The sequence below is a fragment of the Microbacterium trichothecenolyticum genome (genome assembly GCF_000956465.1).
Taxonomy (GTDB): domain Bacteria; phylum Actinomycetota; class Actinomycetes; order Actinomycetales; family Microbacteriaceae; genus Microbacterium; species Microbacterium trichothecenolyticum.
On record NZ_JYJA01000038.1, the window covers coordinates 249,489 to 269,146 of the forward strand.

The following is a 19,658-nucleotide window of genomic DNA, read 5'->3' on the forward strand; positions in this document are numbered from 1 at the left end:
TCGTGTGTCCGGCGGGCGCTGCGCGGCAGCATCCGCCGAACACAGCCCGTGAAAGGAGAACGATGGCGGTCTACATCCTCCGCCGCCTGCTGCAGGTCGTGCCGATGCTGCTGCTCGTGACGTTCGTCGTCTTCGCGCTGCTGCACGCGGCGCCTTACGACGTCGTCGACACCATCACGACACCGCAGATGTCGGAGGAGACCAAGGCCGCCATGCGCGAGCGGTACGGCCTCGACCAGCCCATCGTGGTGCAGTACGGACTGTGGCTCGCCAACGTGCTGCAGGGCGACTTCGGCTACTCGCTCGCGAGCCGGCACTCGATCGCCGAGGAGCTGGCCGCGCGCATCCCCAACACGATCATGCTCGTGGCTCCCGCATACCTCGCGGCGCTGCTGCTCGCGGTGGTGCTCGGCCTCATCGCCGGTTCGCGCCGCGGCACCGTCGTCGACAAGGCCATCGACGGCCTGGCGGGGATCGGCATCGCGACGCCGTCATTCTGGTTCGCACTGCTCGTGATCTACGTCTTCGGGTACCAGCTGCGCTGGTTCCCGATCATCGGCATGCACTCGGTCGGCAAGCAGGGCGACCCCGTCGACTTCCTCATGCACTTCGTCATGCCGTTCCTGGTGCTCGTGGTCGCGTTCTTCCCCGAGCTCGCGCGGTACGTGCGCTCGGCGACGATCAGCCAGTTCTCGCAGGACTACGTGCTCGTGCAGCGCGGGTTCGGCGCCTCGCGTCGCCAGGTGCTGACGCGCCACGTCGGCCGCAACGTGATGCTGCCGATCATCACGCAGCTGGGCCTCGCCCTTCCCATCCTCGTCACCGGTGCGATCGTGACCGAGTCGATCTTCGGCTGGCCCGGGATCGGCCCCTACTTCCTCACCGCCACGCGGAGCCTCGACTACCCCGTCGTGCTCGCGGTCCTGCTGCTGTCGGCGGTGCTCGTGATCGTCGGAAACCTCATCGCCGACGTGCTGTACGTCGTCGTCGACCCGCGCATCCGGATCGGAGCGGGCTCGTGACCACCACCCCCACCACCACCCCGAACGTCGCAGCGGTCGTCGACGCCACCACGCTCGTGCACCGCACGCGCTCGTTCCGCTCGGTCTCGGCCCTGCTTGCGATCGCGTTCCTGGCCGTCGTGGGCCTGACCGCGCTCCTCGCGCCGCTGCTGCCGCTGGACCCGTCGACCACCGACCTCGCCATCCGGTGGCAGCCCCCGAGCGCCGCGCACTGGTTCGGCACCGACGAGCTCGGCCGCGACTACTTCTCACGGGTCGTCTACGGCGCGCGCATCTCGCTGACCGTGGGCATCCTCGCGATGGCCGCCGCGACCGCCATCGGCGTCATGGTCGGGCTCATCGCCGGCTACGCCGGCGGACGCGTCGACGACGCCCTCATGCGGTTCGTCGACTTCCTCTCCTCCATCCCGTGGATGGTGCTCGTGATCGTCGCGAGCGTCTTCCTCAAGCCGGGCCTGTGGACGATCATCTTCGTGATCGGCGTCTTCTCGTGGATGGCGACCGCACGCCTCGTGCGCGCCGAGACCCTCACCCTCCGCGAGCGGGCGTTCGTCCGCTACGCCCGCTACATCGGCGTGCGGCGCGAGCTCGTGATGTGGCGCCACGTCGTGCCCGATGCGGCGCCGACGATCATCGTCGCCGCGACGGCGAGCATCTCGACCGCGATCCTCACCGAGTCGGCGCTCAGCTTCCTCGGGCTGGGGATCCAGCCGCCGATGGCGTCGTGGGGGAGCCTGCTCGAGAGCGCACAGGGAAGCCTCCAGACCGCGCCGTACCTCGCGCTCATCCCCGGTGTGCTGATCCTGCTCACCGTGCTGTCGTTCAACGTGCTGGGCGACGCGCTGCGTCAGTCGGTCAGCGAAGGAGGAGCGTCATGACATCGGCGAGCGACGTGCTGCTCAGCGTCGACGGGCTCGACGTCGACCTGCCCGGGCGCACCGGCGGCCGCGTGACAGTGCTCGACGACGTCTCGTTCGACGTCCCGCGCGGGCGCGTGGTGGGCATCGTCGGCGAGTCGGGCTCAGGCAAGACGATGCTGCTGCGGGCGCTCATGGGGATCCTCCCCGACGGCGCGGACCGTGAGTGGCGCCGCGTGCTCCTCGACGGGGAGGACGTCACGTCTTCGAGCCGGCGCCTGCCGGCGGCCATGGTCTTCCAGGACCCGATGACCTCGTTCAACCCGCTCGTGCGGATCGGCGCGCATCTGACCGAGGTGGCGCGGCGCTTCCAGAAGGTGGGAAGGCGCCAGGCGACCGCGCTCGCACGCGAGGCGCTCGCCGCGGTGCGCATCCCCGACCCCGGTCGCGTGCTGTCGCGGTATCCGCACGAGCTCTCGGGTGGCATGCGCCAGCGGGCCTTGATCGCGATGGCCCTGCTCGCGCAGCCCGAGCTGCTCCTCGCCGACGAGCCGACGACGGCGCTCGACGCCACGATCCAGGCGCAGATCCTGGCGCTGCTGCGCACCCTCCAGGCCGAGCGGTCGCTCACCGTGCTCATCGTGACGCACGACCTCGGAGTGGTCGCCGCGGTCTGCGACGACGTGCTCGTGATGAAGGACGGCCGCTTCGTCGAATCGGGCGAGGTGGATCGCGTCTTCCGCGAGCCGCGGCATCCGTACACGAAGGAATTGCTGGATGCTGCGCCCGACGCTCCCGCCGAGCTCGGCGCGGCCGCGACCGGCGACGAGGGAGGAACGCACGCATGAGCGACCTGACCCCGACCCGCACGGCCGATCTCGTCGACGTGCGCGGGCTCGTCAAGACCTTCCCGCAGCGAAACGCGTGGGGGCGCACGACCGGCACGACTCGCGCCGTCGACGGGATCGACCTGACCATCCGCCGCGGCGAGACGCTGGCGCTCGTGGGGGAGTCCGGCAGCGGCAAGTCGACGCTCGGGCGCTGCATCCTCCAGATGGACGAGCCCACGAGCGGCACCGTCACGTACGAGGGCGTCGACCTCACGGCGCTGCCCCGCGCGAAGCGCGCGCCGTACCACCGCTCGATGCAGGTGATCTTCCAGGACCCGTTCTCGTCCCTCAACCCGCACCGGACCGCACTCCAGAACGTGATGGAGCCGCTGACCGTGCTCGCTCCTGACTCCGATCCGCGGCCCCGCGCCATCGAGGCGCTCGCCGCCGTGGGGATCGACGGCGACGCCGTCAACCGCCGGCCGCGCGCGTTCTCGGGCGGTCAGCGCCAGCGCATCGTGATCGCCCGCGCGATCGCCGTGCGGCCTGGCTTCGTCGTCTGCGACGAGCCGCTGTCGGCGCTCGACATGTCGATCCAAGCGCAGGTGACCGACCTCCTGCTGCGGCTGCAGCGCGAGCTGGAGCTCACCTACCTGTTCATCTCCCACGACCTGTCCGTGGTACGAGAGATCGCGACGCGCACCGCCGTCATGAACCGCGGGCGCATCGTCGAGCTCGGTCCCACCGCGGAGGTCTTCGCCTCACCGCACCACCCGTACACGCGGCACCTGCTCGACGCGGCGCTGTCGACCGACCCGGCGCAGGCGCGCCGCCGCCTCGAGCGCATCTCCGCGCGCCCCGAGCCGGTCGGCCTCGAGCCCGACGGCACCGCGCTCGCCGAGGTCACGCCCGGCCACTTCGTGCTCCGCTGACCGAGGAGGGGACGGATGCTGCGGCCCGCAGCATCCGTCCCCTTCCGTCGTCGTTGCTGCCCGGTGTCGCCCCGGGTTCGGGGCGCAGATTCTCCGTCGGGGCGCAGAACGTGCGCCCCGACGGAGGAATTGGGCCCCAAACGCGAGGAGACGGGGACCGAGGTCAGCCGCCGTACTCGCCCAGCAGAGCGCGCGCGCCGTCGGCAAGCGCGGCGATGCGCGCGGCGGCGTCCTCGCGGGACTCGCCGCGCACGTCGAGGTACAGCTTGAGTTTGGGCTCGGTGCCGCTCGGGCGCACGATGACGCGCGAGCCGTCGGCGAGCCACAGGCGCAGCACGTCGCCGGGCGGCAGGTCGTCGACGCCGTCGAGCAGGTCGTCGATGCGGTCGACCGCGACGTCGCCGACGGATGACGGGTGCCGCTCCCGCAGCGCCGCCATGATCCGGGCGATCTGCGACACGTCCTCGACGCGGATCGAGACCTGGTCGCTCGCGAACGCGCCGAACTGCTCGTCGAACTCGGTCAGCAGATCGGCCAGCGTCGCGCCCCGGCCGCGGGCCTCCGCCACCATGCCCAGCATCGCGACGGCCGCCGAGATGCCGTCCTTGTCGCGCACGGTCCCGGGGTTCACGAGGTAGCCGAGCGCCTCCTCGAATCCGAAGACGATGCCCGGTGCGCGCGAGATCCACTTGAACCCGGTGAGCGTCGCGTGGAAGTCGAGACCGTAGTGCTGGGCGACCGCTTCGAGGCCGGGCGACGACACCAGCGAACACGCGAGCGAGGCACCTTCGGCGGCTCCGTCGGCAGTCGCGAGCCGGCCGGCGCGCCAGCCGAGCAGCAGGCCGATCTCGTTGCCCGTGAGGCGGCGCCAGCCGCCCTCGGCGGACTCGTCCGGCAGGGCGACGGCCAGGCGGTCGGCGTCGGGGTCGTTCGCGATGACGAGCTCCGCACCCGCCTCGCGCGCGGCCTCGAACGCGAGGTCCATCGCGCCGGGCTCCTCGGGGTTCGGGAACGCGACGGTCGGGAAGGCGCCGTCGGGCTCGAGCTGGGCCGCGACCGGCACGGGCGCGGGGTAGCCCGCGGTCTCGAGGATGCGCGAGAGCGTCTCCCAGCCGACCCCGTGCATCGCCGTGTACACCCACGTGAGGCCCTCGGCGCCGGCGGGCGCGGGCGCGACGGCCGCGGTCGCGGCGACGTACTCGTCGACGACGCTCTCGGTGGCCAGCTCGAACCCGAGCGACCGCGGAACCGTGCTGATGTCGCCGGCCTCCGCCACGCGCGCGATGTGCGCGGCGATCTCGGCATCGGCGGGCGACACGATCTGCGATCCGTCGTCGGCGCCACCCAGGTACACCTTGTAGCCGTTGTCGTCGGGCGGGTTGTGGCTCGCCGTCACCATGACGCCCGCCGCGGCGCCGAAATGGCGCACGGCGAACGCCAGCACCGGCGTCGGCAGCAGCCGCGGCATGAGGATCGCTCGAAGCCCCGCCCCGGCGAAGATCTCGGCCGAGTCGCGCGCGAACACGTCGGAGTTGCGGCGCCCGTCGTAGCCGATCACGACGATCGGGGCGTCATCGAGGATTCCGGGCACCTCGGGCCCCTCGGCCTCCAGCGCGTCGGCCGACGGCGCGTGGGTCAATTCGGGCGCCGACGGCTCCGCGAGTTCAGCTGCACCGGATGCTTCGCCTTCAACGTCCTGCGCGGCGTCCGAGGTCGCGCCGGCATCGTCGCTGCGATCTCCGGCCTCGACGTCGGCGGCATCGGCATCGGCCTCGGCCTCGGCATCGGCCCCGGTGTCGGTCGGCGCCTCCGCGCCGTCGAGTACCCGGCTCGCGGGCTCGTCGCCAGGATCCGCGGGGGCGTCATCTCCCGATGCACCATCGCCCGATCCCGCAGGCGCGACCGCGACCGCGTCGTCCGCTGCGCCGTCGTGGGCGGCGGTCGCGGCATCCGTGCCCGCATGCGACCCGGCCTCCGCGCCCACCGGCGGGAGTCCCGCCTGCTCGCGCACGTACGCCGCCAGTCCTGCGGCGGCCTGCGCGACGAGCACACGGTTCATGCGGTTGCTGCCGGCGCCGAGGGCGCCGCGCAGTCCTGCGGTCCCGAAGGCGAGGCGGGCCGAGAAGCGGTCCTCGAGGTCCTCGATCGCGGCGGGGTTGCCCGATTCGGCGGCCTCGATCAGCGCGCGCAGCTCGGCGCGCGTCTCGCCGTCGGGGTCCTGTGCGAGCCACGCGTGCGCGCGCGCGAGGACGCCGGTGGCGGCACCCGTCTCCGTCGACACCTCGTCGGGAGCCGGCTCCTGCACTTCCCCGCCGTTCACAGCGCCCCGATCACGCGGGCCAGCAGCGACGAGATGACGGGCTCGGCGTTGCGGCCGGCCTCGAGCACCTCCTCGTGGCTGAGCGGGTGCTTCTGGATGCCCGCGGCCATGTTCGTGATGAGCGAGAAGCCGAGGATCTCCATGCCGGCCTGGCGCGCGGCGATAGCCTCGAGCGCGGTCGACATGCCGACGATGTGCCCGCCGAACGACTTGACCATCTGCACTTCGGCCGGCGTCTCGTACTGCGGTCCGCGGAACTGCGTGTACACGCCCTCGTCGAGGCTCGCGTCGATGGATCGCGCGAGGTCGCGAAGTCGCCGCGAATACAGGTCGGTGAGATCGATGAAGGTCGCGCCCTCGAGCGGGGTGTCGCCCGTCAGGTTGATGTGGTCGCTGATCAGAACCGGGCGCCCCGGGTGCCAGGTGTTCTTGATGCCGCCGGCGCCGTTCGTGAGCACCATCGTCTGCACGCCGGCGGCGGCGGCGGTGCGCACACTGTGCACCACGCGGCGGACGCCGTACCCCTCGTAGTAGTGGGTGCGGGCGCCGATCACGAGCACGCGGCGGCCCTTCGGCGTGACGACGCTGCGAAGGGTTCCGACATGGCCGGTGAGAGCCGGGGCGCTGAAGCCGGTCACCGCGGTGGCGGGGAACGTCGAGGTCGTCTCTCCGAGGAGCTCCGCGGCCTTTCCCCAGCCGCTGCCGAGCGTGAGCGCGATGTCGTGACGCTCGACGCCGGTGATGCGGGCGATGTCCTCCGCGGCGGCGGCGGCGACCGCGAACGGGTCGGCCGTGGGGTCGTCGAGAGGATTGCCGGTGGTGTCTGACATGGGACCACTTTAGGAACGGACGGCGACGAGGGCCAGCGAAGCCGCATCCGGGCGCATCCGGGAGTGTCGCAGTGTCGTCCGCGAGGCGCGCGGCAGGGGAGAATGGAATTCATGTCGATCAGCTTCGAGACCACCCAGACCGTCGCCATCCTCGGCGGCGGACCCGGAGGCTACGAAGCGGCGCTGGCCGCCGCCCAGCTCGGAGCCGAGGTGACGGTGGTCGAGCGCGCCGGCATCGGCGGCTCGGCGGTCATCACCGACGTCGTCCCGTCGAAGTCGCTCATCGCGACCGCCGACGCGGCTGTCGCGATCGCGGGCGCCGGCGACCTCGGTGTGCAGCTGTTCGCCAAGGGCAAGGACGGCAAGCCGCTCAAGCCCGAGATCGCGATCAACCTCTCCGCCGTCAACAAGCGCCTGCTGACCCTCGCCCGCCAGCAGTCCGACGACATGCGCGCCTCGCTCGCAGAGGCGGGCGTCCGCATCATCTCGGGCCACGGTCGCCTGGAGGGTGACAACGCCGTCGTCGTGTCGACCGGCCCCGGCGGCACGGACTTCGACCGCATCGAGGCCGACACCCTCGTCGTCTCGGTGGGGGCGTCTCCCCGCGAGCTCGCCAGCGCGAAGCCCGACGGCGAGCGCATCCTCACGTGGACCCAGCTCTACAACATGACCGCGCTTCCCGAGCACCTCATCGTTGTCGGCTCCGGCGTCACCGGCGCCGAGTTCGCCGGTGCCTACATGAACCTCGGCGCGAAGGTCACCCTGGTGTCGAGCCGCGACCAGGTGCTTCCCGGCGAGGACAAGGATGCCGCCGCCGTGCTAGAGCGCGTCTTCAAGCGCGGTGGCATGAAGCTGCTGTCGAAGTCGCGGGCCGACAAGGTCGAGAACACCGGCGACGGCGTGGTGGTGACGCTCTCGGACGGCCGCACCGTCGAGGGCAGCCACTGCCTCATGGCGGTCGGCTCGATCCCGAACACGAAGGGCATCGGTCTCGAGCAGGCCGGCGTCCAGATGACCGAGTCCGGCCACATCCAGGTCAACCGCGTCGCGCGCACCTCGGTGCCGAACATCTACGCCGCGGGCGACTGCACCACGTTCGTGCCGCTCGCCTCCGTCGCTTCCATGCAGGGCCGCACCGCGGTCTTCCACGCGCTCGGCGATGTCGTCATCCCGCTCGAGCGCCGACGCATCACGTCGAACATCTTCACCGCGCCCGAGATCGCCACCGTCGGCTGGCAGGAGAACGACATCGAGGACGGCCACATCAACGGCGTCGTCCACAAGCTGCCCCTGGCGGCCAACCCGCGCGCCAAGATGATGGGCATCAAGGACGGCTTCGTCAAGATCATCGCCCGCGAGGGCAGCGGTACGGTCATCGGCGGCGTCATCGTCGGCCCGCGCGCCTCCGAGCTGATCTACCCGATCGCCATCGCCGTCGAGCGCCGCCTGACGGTCGACCAGGTCTCCCGCGTCTTCGCGGTCTACCCGTCGCTGTCGGGCAGCATCACGGATGCCGCGCGCGCGATGCACGTCGTCGACCACAACGTCTACGGCGGCTGACGCCCTCGTCCGGATCGTGTGCTCTCACCGAGCGCACACGATGTTCGCGCGCATGTCGTGTGCGCTCGGCGAGATCACGTGATGTGAACGGGATGCCGCGGCCTGCAGCATCCATCATCCGGCGTCGGCGGCGCGTGGAGGGGCCGTGGACCGCGATCCCGGCGTCATCCGAGGCCGGTGTTGCTGCGCCAAGGTTCGCGGAGGCCGCGCCGAGGCATTCCTCACTCGCTCTTCCTTCCGTTCAACAGGTCGACCGGGACTCAGCACGACCTGCGAGGCGCTTCCTCTCCTGCGGAAGCCCGGTTGACCTGTGGAGGGCGGGGGGCGACGGATGCCTCGGCGCCAGCGTGCCGGACAAACCCGGGTCAGCCGAGACCGGTGTTGCCGCGCCAGAGGTCCGCGGCGCGGTTCGCGGCGGCGTCGACCAGCGCCCGCAGCTGCGGACGGTCGGGCATCGCGAAGGAGACGTAGGCGCCGCGTCCGCCCGCGACCGGGCGGCCGTAGGCCTTCACCGCGACCGAGAGGTCAGGCAGCAGGCGGACGGTCAGCGTCTGCAGTTCGAACTCCTCGCCGCGGCGGAAGTCCCGCCAACGCAGCTGCGGCGGGATCACGACGTTGATCGCGAGCGCCGACACCTCCGGAGCATCGCCGTCTGGAGCATTCATCCCGCCATCCTGACACCCTCGCCGCCGCCGCGGGCCGAGGCATCCGTTCGCCCGTTCCGTGATGCCGAGACACGGGTCGATCACGGCGACACGCCGGTGATGGATGCTGCGCGCGGGGTGTCGCGCGACGGACCCGTGTTTCGGTGCGCCCGACGACGCGAGACGACGGAACTGGGATCAGGAGATGGTGAGGAGCTGGTGCCCGGCCGACACGGTCGTGCCGGGGTCGGCGTTGATGGCGCCGATGACGCCGTCCTTGTGGGCCTGGATGGGCTGCTCCATCTTCATCGCCTCGAGGACGATGACGAGGTCGCCCTTGACGACCTGCTGACCCTCCTCGACGGCGACCTTCACGACGGTGGCCTGCATCGGCGACTTCACCGCGTCGCCTGAAGCGCCGGCGACGACCGAGGGGGCGTGCGAGCGGCGCGACGGCGGCACGGCCGCCGGGCGTCCGGCGACACCGACGGGCGCCACGACACGGTCGGGAAGGCTCACCTCGAGGCGCCTGCCGGCGACCTCGACGACGACCGTGTGGCGCGCCTCAGCGGGGGTCGGCTCGCTGAGCTCGCCGTCCCACGGGGCGATGTCGTTGACGAACTCGGTCTCGATCCACCGCGTGAAGACGCCGAAGCGGCCGTCCTCCGCGATGAACGCGGGGTCGCGGACGACGGCGCGGTGAAACGGCAGCACGGTCGGCAGGCCCGAGACCTCGAACTCGTCGAGCGCGCGGCGCGAGCGCTCCAGCGCCTCGGCGCGGTCGCGGCCGGTGACGATGATCTTCGCGAGCAGGGAGTCGAACGCACCCGACACGCTGTCGCCGGCGGTGACGCCGGAGTCGAGACGGATGCCGGGGCCGCCGAACGTCTTGAACACGTGGATCGGTCCGGGCTGGGGGAGGAAGCCGCGGCCGGGATCCTCGCCGTTGATGCGGAACTCGATCGAGTGGCCCTCGGGCTTCGGGTCGTCGTAGCCGAGCTCCTCGCCCTCCGCGAGGCGGAACTGCTCGCGCACGAGGTCGATGCCGGTGACCTCCTCGGAGACCGGGTGCTCGACCTGCAGGCGCGTGTTCACCTCGAGGAACGAGATCGTGCCGTCGGCGCCGATCAGGAACTCGCACGTGCCTGCGCCGACGTAGCCGACCTCCTTGAGGATGGCCTTCGACGACTCGTACAGAGTCTTGTTCTGCTCCTCGCTGAGGAACGGCGCGGGAGCCTCCTCGACGAGCTTCTGGTGCCGGCGCTGCAGCGAGCAGTCGCGCGTCGAGATGACGACGACGTTGCCGGCCGCATCGGCGAGGCACTGCGTCTCGACGTGACGCGGCTTGTCGAGGTACTTCTCGACGAAGCACTCGCCGCGGCCGAAGGCGGTGATCGCCTCACGGGTCGCCGACTCGAACAGCTCGGGCACCTCGTCGATCGTGCGGGCGACCTTGAGGCCGCGTCCGCCGCCGCCGTACGCGGCCTTGATCGCGATGGGCAGACCCACCTCTTCGGCGAACGCGACGACCTCGTCGGCGCCGGCCACGGGGCCGGGGGTGCCGGGGGCGAGCGGCGCGCCCACCTTCTCGGCGACCGCGCGGGCGGTGACCTTGTCGCCGAGGGCCTCGATCGCCTCGGGCGACGGGCCGATCCATACCAGTCCCGCCGCGATGACCGCACGGGCGAATTCGGCGTTCTCGGCGAGGAAGCCGTAGCCGGGGTGCACCGCATCGGCGCCGGAGCGGCGGGCGACGGAGAGGATCTTGTCGATCGACAGATACGTCTCGGCGCTCGTGGCCCCCTCGAGCGCATATGCCTCGTCGGCGAGGCGGGCGTGCATGGCGTCACGGTCCTGATCGGCATAGACGGCGACCGACGCCTTCCCGGCGTCGCGGGCGGCGCGGATGACGCGAACGGCGATCTCGCCGCGGTTGGCAATGAGAACCTTGGCGATCTGAGGCATGGATGCCAGCCTACCGACGGCATCCCGAGGGCTTTTGAGCGGTTCATACAAGAACCGACGAGAAACGTGGGATTCCTACTACAACGGTCACGCCCTCACTTCGCCCCGTGCTCCACAACGACGAGGGGCGCCGAGGCGCCGTCCGGCCGCGCCCTCTAGGGCGCTTCACCCTCCACGAGCCCCAGCGACGGGTCGGAGCTGTTCCACAGCGACGTCCACTCCACGTCCAGCTCGCGCACGAGCCGCCGCAGGGTCGACACCGACATGCCGACGACCGTCGACGGATCGCCCTCGACGCGCTCGATGAACGCACCGCCGAGGCTGTCGACCGTGAACGCGCCCGCCACGTGCAGGGGCTCGCCGGTCGCCACGTACGCGTCGATCTCGGCATCCGTCACATCCGCGACGAAGGAGACGGATGCCTCGGCCGTCCCGTGCACCTCGCGCGGGGGTTCGCCCGGCTCGATGCGGACCACGGCGTGGCCCGAGTGCAGCACTCCGGTGCGCCCGCGCATCGCACGCCAGCGCGCGGCCGCGTTCTCGGGCGTGTAGGGCTTGCCGAGCACCTCGCCGTCGAGCTCGAACATCGAGTCGCCGCCGATCACGATGCCGTCGAACTCCGGGATGTCGTCGCGCAGCCGCGCCGCGACGTCTGCCGCCTTGCGCCGCGCGAGCAGCAGGACGTGCTCGTCGGGCGCGAGCGTGCGGGCTTCGGCGGCCTCGACCGCCGCGATGACGGCCTCTTCGTCGACGTCCGGCGCGACGGTGAGCGGACGGATGCCGAACTGTCCGAGCAGCATGAGCCGGGCGGGCGAGGTCGAGGCGAGGCAGACGCGCATGGTCCCACCGTACGCGGCCGGCCCGTGCGCAATTCAGGATGGATGCCGTAACCCCCGGCCGCGCGCCGCGGATTCCCGCGGATGCGCACGCGGGCGGGGATCAACCATCCTGAGTCCTGGACCGCGGAGCGGCCTTAAGCTCGTCGGGTGAGTGAAACCGGCGACCTCCTCGATCTCGATATCACGGGCGTCGCCCATGGCGGCGTCTTCGTCGCGCGGCACGAAGGTCGCGTCGTGTTCGTGCCCGACACCATCCCGGGGGAGCGCGTGCGCGTGCGGCTCACCGACACGGCCAAGAAGTCGTTCTGGCGCGGCGAGACGCTCGAGGTGCTCGAGGCGTCGCCGCACCGGCAGCTTCACGTCTGGCGCCAAGCCGACGTCGACGTCCCGCCGGAGCAGCGGCCCGGCGGCGCCGACTTCGGCCACATCGCCCTCGAGCACCAGCGCGCTCTCAAGCTCGAGGTGCTGCTCGACGCGCTACACCGGTTCGGCGGCATCGCCGAGCCGGTCGCCACGATGAGCGGCGTCGCGGCGATCCCCTCACCGGACGGCGCCGAGGCCGACGGCGAGTCGGTCGACGGCACCGGGTGGCGCACGCGGGTGAGCCTGCACGTCGACGCGGACGGCAACGTCGGCCAGTACGCCGCCCGCAGTCACCGCGTAGTCCCGCTCGAGGACCTGCCCCTCGCCACGCCGTCGGTCGAGCGCGCCGCGCTCGCTCTCGCCGGCAGCGAGCCCGGACGCATCGATCTCGTCCAGCCCGCCGATGGTCGCGTTCGCGTCCTTCCACGGCCGGAGCGGAAGCCGCACGCCGCGGTCCGCCGCGGCCGCGGTGCCCGACAGGCCACCCCCGGCTCCCGCAAGGCGCCCTCTCCCGAAGTCGTCCTCGAGAGCGTCGGCGGCCGCGACTTCCGCGTCGATGCCGGCGGCTTCTGGCAGGTGCACCGCCTCGCGGCGCACACCCTCACCACCACCGTCGCCGCCGCGCTCGGCGCGCTGCCCGCCGCCGTCGACCCCGACGCCTGGCACCTGGACCTCTACGGCGGCGTCGGCCTCTTCGCCGCGACGCTCGGCGACCTGGGCGGGTCCTCGACCCGCGTGACGAGCATCGAATCCGATGCGCGCGCGACCGAACACGCGGGGGAGAACCTCGTCGAGTGGGTCGGCGCTCGCGCCGAGACCGGGCGCGTCGACCGGTGGCTCGCGCGGCTCGCGGCCGAGGCATCCGTCCCAGAACGCGAGCGGCTGTCGCGAGGCGTCGTGCTGCTCGACCCGCCCCGCTCGGGAGCCGGCCGCGATGTCGTCGACCACCTGACCTCCCTCGCCCCCTCCACGGTCGTCTACGTCGCGTGCGACCCGGTCGCCCTCGCGCGCGACATCGCGACCTTCCGTGCCGGCGGGTACGAGGTCGCAAGTGTCGATGGCCTGGATCTTTTTCCGAATTCGCATCACGTCGAAGCCGTGGCGGTGCTCACGCGCGGGTGACGCTCGTCGCTAGGCTGGCGGAATGACGCGGGTGGCCCTCATCGACGATCACGAATCGGTCCGGCTCGGACTCGAGGCCGCGTGCGCCCGCGCCGAGATGATGAGCGTCGCGTTCTCGGGCAGCACCGTCACGGAGTACGTCGACTGGCGCGCGCTCTCGCGGCAGGCTCCCGCCGACGTCGTCGTGCTCGATCTGACGCTCGGCGACGGCACCACCGTCACCGAGAACGTGCGGCGACTCGTGCTCGACGGTTCGAGCGTCATCATCCACAGCGTCGCCGACCGGCCGGCGGCCGTGCGAGAGGCGCTCTCCGCCGGTGCCGCCGGCGTCGTGAGCAAATCCTCGCCCATCGGCGACGTGATCGCGGCGGTGCGCACGGTCGCGCGCGGCGAGCCGCTCAACAACGTCGAGTGGGCCAGCGCCGTCGAGGGCGATCGCGCCTTCGCCGACGCGCAGCTGTCGGCGCGCGAGCGCGACGTGCTGCGACTGTACGCCGCGGGGCTGCCGCTCAAGGTCGTCGCCGATCGCCTCGGGGTCGCGTACTCGACGGCGAAGGAGAACATCACGCGCATCCGCGTCAAGTACGTCGAGGTCGGCCGGCCGGCACCGACGAAGATCGATCTGCTGCACCGCGCCGTCGAGGACGGGATCCTCGTCGAGCCTGCGGCGGATCCGGGAGACGCCACGCGTGGCCGCTGACGCACAGACCGGCGTGCTCGACACGGCGTGGGGGCAGATCGCGCACTCGCCGCAGTCGACCGCCGGGATCGGGTCGTTCACGCGGTCCCGCGTCGAGCGGATCATCTCCCTTGTCGCCGGCGGCTTCGGCTCGCTGATCCTCGGACTCCAGTCGTTCCTGAGCGCGCTGGGTCCTGCCCCGGAACGCCCGGGCTGGCACCTGCCGCTCATGGTCGTCGTGTTCGGCGCGCTCGGCGTGATGGTGCTCGCGTGCGTGGTCGGCCGCGGTGTGCGCCCGGCGGCGGGCGTGTTCGCGATCGTGTACGTCCTCGTCCTTCTCACATGGCCGATCGCCACGGCCGGTGTCGAACCTCCGACATCGGACGAGCCGTGGATCTGGTACCTGCTCAACCTCGCGACGCTGGCGGCCGTGCTCGCTTTCCCGTTCCCGCTGCAGATCGCGTTCACGATCGCACTGCCCCTGCTGTTCGGCGTCGTTCGGATGATCCAGGTCGGCTTCGAGCCCGTGTACTGGCCCGTCGTGATCCTCGATGTGAGCTTCGCGCTCATCCTGGGCGGCATCATCCTGACGCTGGGGTGGCTGTTCCGTTCGGTGGCGGTGAATGTGGACAAGACCCGCGCGCAGGCCGTCTCCTCGTACGCGAAGGCGGCCGCCGCAGACGCCGCTGAGCAGGAGCGCGTCGCGGTGGCGGCGCTCATGCATGACAGCGTGCTGGCCGCGCTGATCGCCGCGGAGCGGGCGACGACGCCCCGGGAGCGCACGCTCGCGGCGACCATGGCGCGCGAGGCCCTCACCAGGCTCGCCAACACCGAGCAGGACGAGCACGAGGGGCCCGACGAGCCGTGGGCGCCGGCGGTGCTGTCCGCGGAGATCGCCCAGGCCGCCCGCGAGCTGGGGGTCGACGTCGATGTGCAGACGGAGATCGACCCGGACGCCGCGTCCATCCCCGGACGCGTGGCTCGCGCCATCACCCTCGCGGCGACGCAGGCCATCGCCAACGCGATCCAGCACGCCGGCGGCGCTGGGCTGGGCGTCGTGCTGCGTGCTGCGTCCGGGACGGTCCGCGCCGAGGTCCACGACGCGGGCGAGGGCTTCGACCTGGATGCGGTACCCGATGACCGCCTGGGCATCCGCGCGTCGATCATCGCGCGAGTAGCCGCGGTGGGCGGCCGCGCCGAGCTGGAGTCCGGACCCCACGGCACCGTCGTGCGGCTCACCTGGCGGGAGCCGTCGTCATGATCAGCGTCAAGAACGTCCTCACCGTGCTCGGCGTCGCCTTCACCGCCTACTTCGCTGCACGAGGTCTGCTGTGGACCGGGCGGCCCATCCCGCAGCCGCTCATCATCGTCATCTCCGTCGGGATCTACCTCGCGGTGACCTGGCTGTGCATCTTCTGGCAGCCTGCATCGCAGCGCTCGAGTCCGGTCCCTCGCGCCGCCGGTTCGGCCGACAACGAGTCGCTCGAGAGTCTCGAGGCGCAGGCGGCGCCGCACGCCGCCGGGGAAGGCATCCGCGGCCCGCTGCCGTTGCCGGTGACAGCCCAGGTCCTCGCACTGGCCTGCGCGGTGATCGTGCCGAACGCCATCCCGATCGCGGTGGGCGAGACGGCTCGCACTGCCTCCTTCGCGACGTGGTACCTCGGGGGGATCGGCGCACTCATGACCATCGTCATGGTGCGGCGGCGTCCCTGGACGGCGTGGGCGGGGATCGTCCTGCTCACGATCGCGTCGTTCCTCTGGATGGGCCCGCTCAATGCGCTCGCCCTCGGGCTCGTCGGCTCGATCGTCTGGGTGACGTGCGCCCAGCTGCTGGTGTTCTCGATGGACCGTGCCGCGCGCGACACCTCGCGGCTCACGCGGCTGCAGCGCGCCGCGACGGGGTGGCAGACATCGCAGGTGGTCCGCCAGCGCGAGCGGCGCGTTCAGGTGCAGCGGGCGCTTGCCGTGGCGGGCCCCGTGCTCACGCGCACAGTCGCCCATGCGGGTGTGCTCACCGAGGACGATCGCCTCGAGGCGCGTATCGCCGAGGGCCGCCTGCGCGACGAGATGCGCGGTCCGCGGCTGCTCGACGACGAGGTGCGTGCGGAGCTCGAGCGGGCACGCCGCCGCGGCGCCAACGTCACCGTCCTCGACGAGGGCGGACTCGACGACGTCGACGACGAGACCCTCGGCATCATCCGCGCGCAGCTCGCCGAGACCCTGCGCTCGGCGAGCTCGGACCGCCTCTACATCCGCACGTCGCCGGACGAGCGCGTCGCGGTCACCGTCGTCGGCCGCTCGCCGTCCGTGGGCGGACCCAGCGACGAGGACTCCGTCGACCTGTGGCGCGAGATCCCGCACCCGGGCAGGGCCTGACCCTCACGTCTCGACAGGTGCGGTCCCCACGGCGCCTCCGCTCGGCGCTGGCGCGCCGGGCGGAGCCTCCGGCCACGGGGGCCGAGCTGCGCTCGGCGGCCCGGCGGGCACGCCGAGTCGGCGTCGCTTCCGTGGCAGACTCGCTCCCCGCCGGAAAGGGGGAGGGGATTCCTGGCGGAGAGCGGGAAATGAAGGAGGCGAGGGGCGGCGAAGCCGCCCGCCCCTCGCCTGCGCGGATGGTTACCCGAAAACCATCCGCATGGCCGGATCCGGGGCATCCGCTAAGCGGTGTCGGATCGACCGAACGCAGAAGCGTTCCAGCGAGTCAAGTATCTCGGGGTTGCAAGGGGTGTGTCTGTAGGTATTTCGGGGGACAACACTGCGCATTGGGATGTCGTCGCCCTGCGTCGTCTCCGCGCAGTCGAAACCGCGGTCAGCCGAAACGGCCCCAGCCGAGGTCGCGATCGAGCGGCTGCCGCAGCGCGCGCTGCGAGAGCTGCCAGCCGGTACGGGTCGCGCGGTCGTCGGCGACCGCCTCAGCGGCTTCACCGGTGTATGCCTCGCTCACGACGGCGATGAGCGCGGCGAGTTCCACCTCCGTCGGCGCGCCACGGCGGACCTCGATGGTCGGGCCCTGGGGTGCGGCCGGGCCCACGCCGCCGGAGGCTCCCCCCGGCGCGCCAGCGCCGAGGGGAGAAGCCGAGGGGACCGTCGCCCCGCCGTCTGCGATGCTCACAGCGGTATGTTCCCGTGCTTCTTGGGCGGCAGGCTCGCGCGCTTGCCGCGGAGGGCGCGCAGGGCCTTCGCGATCGAGACGCGCGTCGCAGCCGGCTCGATGATGCCGTCGAGCTCGCCGCGCTCGGCGGCGAGGAAGGGCGACGCCACGTTGTAGGTGTACTCGTTCGCGAGGCGCGTGCGCACGGCGGCGACATCCTCGCCGTTCTCCTCGGCCTTCTTGATCTCGCCGCGGTACAGGATGTTGACCGCGCCCTGGCCTCCCATGACGGCGATCTCGGCCGTCGGCCAGGCGAGGTTGATGTCGGCCCCGAGCTGCTTGGAGCCCATCACGATGTAGGCGCCGCCGTAGGCCTTGCGCAGGATCACCGTCACGAGCGGCACGGTCGCCTCGGCGTACGCGTAGAGCAGCTTCGCACCGCGGCGGATGACGCCGGTCCACTCCTGGTCGGTGCCGGGGAGGTACCCGGGCACGTCGACGAGCGTGACGATCGGAATCGAGAACGCGTCGCAGAACCGCACGAAGCGGCTGGCCTTCTCGCCGGCCTCGATGTTGAGCGTGCCCGCCATCTGCGACGGCTGGTTGGCGATGATGCCGACCGAGCGGCCCTCGATGCGACCGAAGCCGATGACGATGTTCGGGGCGAACAGGGGCTGCACCTCGAGGAAGTCCTCGGCGTCGACGATGCCGCGGATCACCTGGTGGATGTCGTACGGCTGGTTCGGCGAGTCGGGGATGACCGCGTTCAGCGCGCGGTCGGCATCCGTCGTCTCGAATTCGAAGCCCGTCTCGTAGACCGGCAGCTCCGCCATGTTGTTGTCGGGCAGGAAGCTCAGCATCGAGCGTACGTAGTCGATCGCGTCGTCCTCGTCCTCGGCGAGGTAGTGCGCGACGCCCGAGCGGGTGTTGTGCGTGTGCGCGCCGCCGAGCTCCTCCATGCCGACGTCCTCGCCGGTGACGGTCTTGATGACGTCGGGGCCGGTGACGAACATCTGGCTGGTCTTGTCGACCATGACGACGAAGTCGGTGAGGGCAGGGGAGTAGACCGCGCCACCCGCGGCCGGGCCCATGATGATCGAGATCTGGGGGATGACGCCCGATGCGCGGGTGTTGAGGCGGAAGATCTCGCCGTACTTGCCGAGGGCGACCACGCCCTCCTGGATGCGCGCGCCGCCCGAGTCCAGGATTCCCACGATGGGGATGCCGCTGCGCAGGGCGAACTCCATGACCTTGATGATCTTCTCGCCGGCGACCTCGCCCAGCGAACCGCCGAAGGTCGAGAAGTCCTGCGAGTACACCGCGACGGTGCGGCCGTGGATCGTGCCGACACCGGTGACGACCGAATCGCCGTAGGGGCGCGAGCGGTCCATGCCGAAGGCGGTGGTGCGGTGACGGACGTACTCGTCGAGCTCGACGAAGCTGCCGGTGTCGAGGAGCATGTCGATGCGCTCCCGCGCTGTGCCCTTGCCCTTCGCGTGCTGCTTCTCCTTCGCGACCTCCTCGGGATCGAGGACGGCCTCCTGGAAGCGTGCGCGGAGGTCGGCGATCTTGCCGGCGGTCGTCGACAGGTCGGGCTGATCTGGCGCTTGAGTCACGGATTCCACCCTATCGGCGGGCTCGGTCGATCTGTTGGAGGGTTCGCACAAGGGGTTGCGGCATCCGCTGTTCGTCCTCAGAAGGAACCGGCGGGCGCGAGTCCGGCGAGGGGCGTAGCGTGAGGCACATGACGTTCTCGTCCGAGGGGTTCCCGCTCACCGCCGCCCGCAGTCCCCGCGTCCAGGTCGTCGAGACCACGGACTCGACCAATGCCGACGTCATCCGGCACGTCATCGACGCGCCGGATGAATGGCCGCACCTGTCGCTGCTGCTCACGAACGATCAGCGCGCCGGTCGCGGACGCCTCGACCGCACATGGGTCACGCCGCCCGGATCGGCGCTCGCGGTGTCGGTGGCGGTCGACGCCTCGGCCCTTCCGGTCGCGGCCCGCGGGTGGATCCCGCTCATCGCGGGCGCGGCGATGACACGCGCGATCGCGGCCCAGCTGGTCGGCTCGGTGCACAGCGCCACGCTCAAGTGGCCGAACGACGTGCTCCTCGACGGATCGAAGATCTGCGGCATCCTCGCGGAGGTGGTGCCGGAGCATCCCGACGTCGTCGTGATCGGCTCCGGCGTGAACACGCGCATGGCGGCGGTCGACCTCCCCGTCGCGACGGCGACCTCCTTCGCCGCCGCCGGACTGGTGTGCGACGACGACCGCCTGCTCGCCGACTACCTCGGCGCGCTCGACGAGCAGCTGAAGGCTCTCGGCGCGGCCGGCGGCGACGCCGCTGCATCGGGCGTGCTCGGCGAAGTCGAGTCGCTCTGCAGCACGCTCGGAAGCGACGTCGCGGTGTCGCTGCCGAACGGCGAGACGCTGTGGGGCCGTGCGCAGCGGATCGATCCCGACGGGCGCCTGGTCGTCGTGCAGGATGCCGAGTTCGAGAGCGTCGTCTCGGCCGGAGACGTGGTGCACGTGCGGAGCCGCCCCGTCGCCGAATGACGGAAAACGGCGGGTGCGCACCGGACTGTCAGTCCCGCACCGCA

Annotated in this window: 17 protein-coding genes; 10 read left to right on the forward strand and 7 right to left on the reverse strand. The window is 71.5% G+C overall.

The features are described from left to right. Positions 1-62: 62 nt before the first annotated feature. Genes RS82_RS15390 through RS82_RS15405 form a run of 4 tightly spaced genes read left to right on the forward strand, consistent with a single transcriptional unit; the run spans position 63 to position 3,641 of the window. Positions 63-1,022, forward strand: coding sequence for an ABC transporter permease (locus tag RS82_RS15390; protein ID WP_045300989.1), 960 nt, complete (start codon positions 63-65; stop codon positions 1,020-1,022). Further along, positions 1,019-1,900, forward strand: coding sequence for an ABC transporter permease (locus RS82_RS15395; RefSeq protein WP_211255946.1), 882 nt, complete (start codon positions 1,019-1,021; stop codon positions 1,898-1,900). The genes RS82_RS15390 and RS82_RS15395 overlap by 4 nt, the downstream gene beginning before the upstream one ends. After that, positions 1,897-2,727 carry an ABC transporter ATP-binding protein gene (locus RS82_RS15400; RefSeq protein WP_045300991.1) on the forward strand — a complete coding sequence of 277 codons (831 nt, stop codon included), beginning with the start codon at positions 1,897-1,899 and terminating at the stop codon, positions 2,725-2,727. The genes RS82_RS15395 and RS82_RS15400 overlap by 4 nt, the downstream gene beginning before the upstream one ends. Beyond that, complete coding sequence (locus tag RS82_RS15405; RefSeq protein WP_045300993.1) at positions 2,724-3,641, forward strand: ATP-binding cassette domain-containing protein; 918 nt, start codon at positions 2,724-2,726, stop codon at positions 3,639-3,641. Before RS82_RS15400 ends, RS82_RS15405 begins: the two co-directional genes overlap by 4 nt. Positions 3,642-3,804: 163 nt before the next feature. Here RS82_RS15405 and RS82_RS15410 read toward each other — a convergent pair whose 3' ends face one another. Continuing rightward, positions 3,805-5,700, reverse strand: a complete 1,896-nt coding sequence (locus RS82_RS15410; RefSeq protein WP_425411896.1) for a phospho-sugar mutase — start codon at positions 5,698-5,700, stop codon at positions 3,805-3,807. Between the two features lie 257 nt (positions 5,701-5,957). After that, on the reverse strand, positions 5,958-6,791 hold the full coding sequence (locus tag RS82_RS15415; RefSeq protein WP_045300994.1) for a purine-nucleoside phosphorylase: 834 nt from the start codon (positions 6,789-6,791) through the stop codon (positions 5,958-5,960). A gap of 102 nt (positions 6,792-6,893) precedes the next feature. Between RS82_RS15415 and RS82_RS15420 the strand changes: the two genes are divergently transcribed. Further along, entirely contained in the window at positions 6,894-8,351 is a 1,458-nt protein-coding gene (locus RS82_RS15420; protein WP_045300995.1) for an NAD(P)H-quinone dehydrogenase, read from the forward strand. 365 nt (positions 8,352-8,716) lie between these two features. On the opposite strand, the gene RS82_RS15425 is transcribed toward RS82_RS15420, so the two are convergent. From RS82_RS15425 to RS82_RS15435, 3 genes are all read right to left on the reverse strand, one after another. Continuing rightward, complete coding sequence (locus RS82_RS15425) at positions 8,717-9,016, reverse strand: hypothetical protein (RefSeq protein ID WP_045300997.1); 300 nt, start codon at positions 9,014-9,016, stop codon at positions 8,717-8,719. A gap of 177 nt (positions 9,017-9,193) precedes the next feature. Continuing rightward, the gene (locus tag RS82_RS15430) at positions 9,194-10,960 is read right to left on the reverse strand and encodes an acetyl/propionyl/methylcrotonyl-CoA carboxylase subunit alpha (protein ID WP_045300999.1); all 1,767 of its coding nucleotides are present in this window, start codon (positions 10,958-10,960) and stop codon (positions 9,194-9,196) included. Positions 10,961-11,115: 155 nt separating this feature from the next. After that, positions 11,116-11,799 carry a Maf family protein gene (locus RS82_RS15435; RefSeq protein ID WP_045301001.1) on the reverse strand — a complete coding sequence of 228 codons (684 nt, stop codon included), beginning with the start codon at positions 11,797-11,799 and terminating at the stop codon, positions 11,116-11,118. A gap of 147 nt (positions 11,800-11,946) precedes the next feature. Here RS82_RS15435 and RS82_RS15440 point away from each other — a divergent pair, with 147 nt between their 5' ends. The 4 genes from RS82_RS15440 to RS82_RS15455 are packed head-to-tail and all read left to right on the forward strand — an operon-like array spanning position 11,947 to position 16,339. Then, on the forward strand, positions 11,947-13,284 hold the full coding sequence (locus tag RS82_RS15440) for a class I SAM-dependent RNA methyltransferase (RefSeq protein ID WP_045301003.1): 1,338 nt from the start codon (positions 11,947-11,949) through the stop codon (positions 13,282-13,284). Between the two features lie 22 nt (positions 13,285-13,306). After that, complete coding sequence (locus RS82_RS15445; RefSeq protein ID WP_045301005.1) at positions 13,307-13,984, forward strand: response regulator transcription factor; 678 nt, start codon at positions 13,307-13,309, stop codon at positions 13,982-13,984. Then, positions 13,974-15,224 carry a sensor histidine kinase gene (locus RS82_RS15450; RefSeq protein WP_211255947.1) on the forward strand — a complete coding sequence of 417 codons (1,251 nt, stop codon included), beginning with the start codon at positions 13,974-13,976 and terminating at the stop codon, positions 15,222-15,224. The genes RS82_RS15445 and RS82_RS15450 overlap by 11 nt, the downstream gene beginning before the upstream one ends. After that, positions 15,221-16,339, forward strand: a complete 1,119-nt coding sequence (locus RS82_RS15455) for a hypothetical protein (RefSeq protein WP_045301007.1) — start codon at positions 15,221-15,223, stop codon at positions 16,337-16,339. Before RS82_RS15450 ends, RS82_RS15455 begins: the two co-directional genes overlap by 4 nt. 433 nt (positions 16,340-16,772) lie before the next feature. Here the strand turns inward: RS82_RS15455 and RS82_RS15460 are convergent, their stop codons facing one another. Both RS82_RS15460 and RS82_RS15465 read right to left on the reverse strand, forming a co-directional pair. Then, entirely contained in the window at positions 16,773-17,075 is a 303-nt protein-coding gene (locus RS82_RS15460) for an acyl-CoA carboxylase subunit epsilon (protein ID WP_245619630.1), read from the reverse strand. Then, positions 17,072-18,679: an acyl-CoA carboxylase subunit beta gene (locus RS82_RS15465; RefSeq protein ID WP_045301009.1), complete on the reverse strand. Its 1,608-nt coding sequence runs from the start codon at positions 18,677-18,679 to the stop codon at positions 17,072-17,074. Before RS82_RS15465 ends, RS82_RS15460 begins: the two co-directional genes overlap by 4 nt. 119 nt (positions 18,680-18,798) lie before the next feature. Here RS82_RS15465 and RS82_RS15470 point away from each other — a divergent pair, with 119 nt between their 5' ends. After that, the gene (locus RS82_RS15470; protein ID WP_045301011.1) at positions 18,799-19,614 is read left to right on the forward strand and encodes a biotin--[acetyl-CoA-carboxylase] ligase; all 816 of its coding nucleotides are present in this window, start codon (positions 18,799-18,801) and stop codon (positions 19,612-19,614) included. The last annotated feature ends 44 nt before the right edge of the window (positions 19,615-19,658 follow it).

What these genes read in the sequence shown, in the direction of transcription:
- RS82_RS15410 (WP_425411896.1), bottom strand. Translation starts at nt 5,700, where the DNA reads ATGAACCGTGTGCTCGTCGCGCAGGCCGCCGCAGGACTGGCGGCGTAC.
- RS82_RS15455 (WP_045301007.1), top strand. Translation starts at nt 15,221, where the DNA reads ATGATCAGCGTCAAGAACGTCCTCACCGTGCTCGGCGTCGCCTTCACC.
- RS82_RS15425 (WP_045300997.1), bottom strand. Translation starts at nt 9,016, where the DNA reads ATGAATGCTCCAGACGGCGATGCTCCGGAGGTGTCGGCGCTCGCGATC.
- RS82_RS15470 (WP_045301011.1), top strand. Translation starts at nt 18,799, where the DNA reads ATGACGTTCTCGTCCGAGGGGTTCCCGCTCACCGCCGCCCGCAGTCCC.
- RS82_RS15445 (WP_045301005.1), top strand. Translation starts at nt 13,307, where the DNA reads ATGACGCGGGTGGCCCTCATCGACGATCACGAATCGGTCCGGCTCGGA.
- RS82_RS15390 (WP_045300989.1), top strand. Translation starts at nt 63, where the DNA reads ATGGCGGTCTACATCCTCCGCCGCCTGCTGCAGGTCGTGCCGATGCTG.
- RS82_RS15400 (WP_045300991.1), top strand. Translation starts at nt 1,897, where the DNA reads ATGACATCGGCGAGCGACGTGCTGCTCAGCGTCGACGGGCTCGACGTC.
- RS82_RS15420 (WP_045300995.1), top strand. Translation starts at nt 6,894, where the DNA reads ATGGAATTCATGTCGATCAGCTTCGAGACCACCCAGACCGTCGCCATC.
- RS82_RS15405 (WP_045300993.1), top strand. Translation starts at nt 2,724, where the DNA reads ATGAGCGACCTGACCCCGACCCGCACGGCCGATCTCGTCGACGTGCGC.
- RS82_RS15430 (WP_045300999.1), bottom strand. Translation starts at nt 10,960, where the DNA reads ATGCCTCAGATCGCCAAGGTTCTCATTGCCAACCGCGGCGAGATCGCC.
- RS82_RS15415 (WP_045300994.1), bottom strand. Translation starts at nt 6,791, where the DNA reads ATGTCAGACACCACCGGCAATCCTCTCGACGACCCCACGGCCGACCCG.
- RS82_RS15435 (WP_045301001.1), bottom strand. Translation starts at nt 11,799, where the DNA reads ATGCGCGTCTGCCTCGCCTCGACCTCGCCCGCCCGGCTCATGCTGCTC.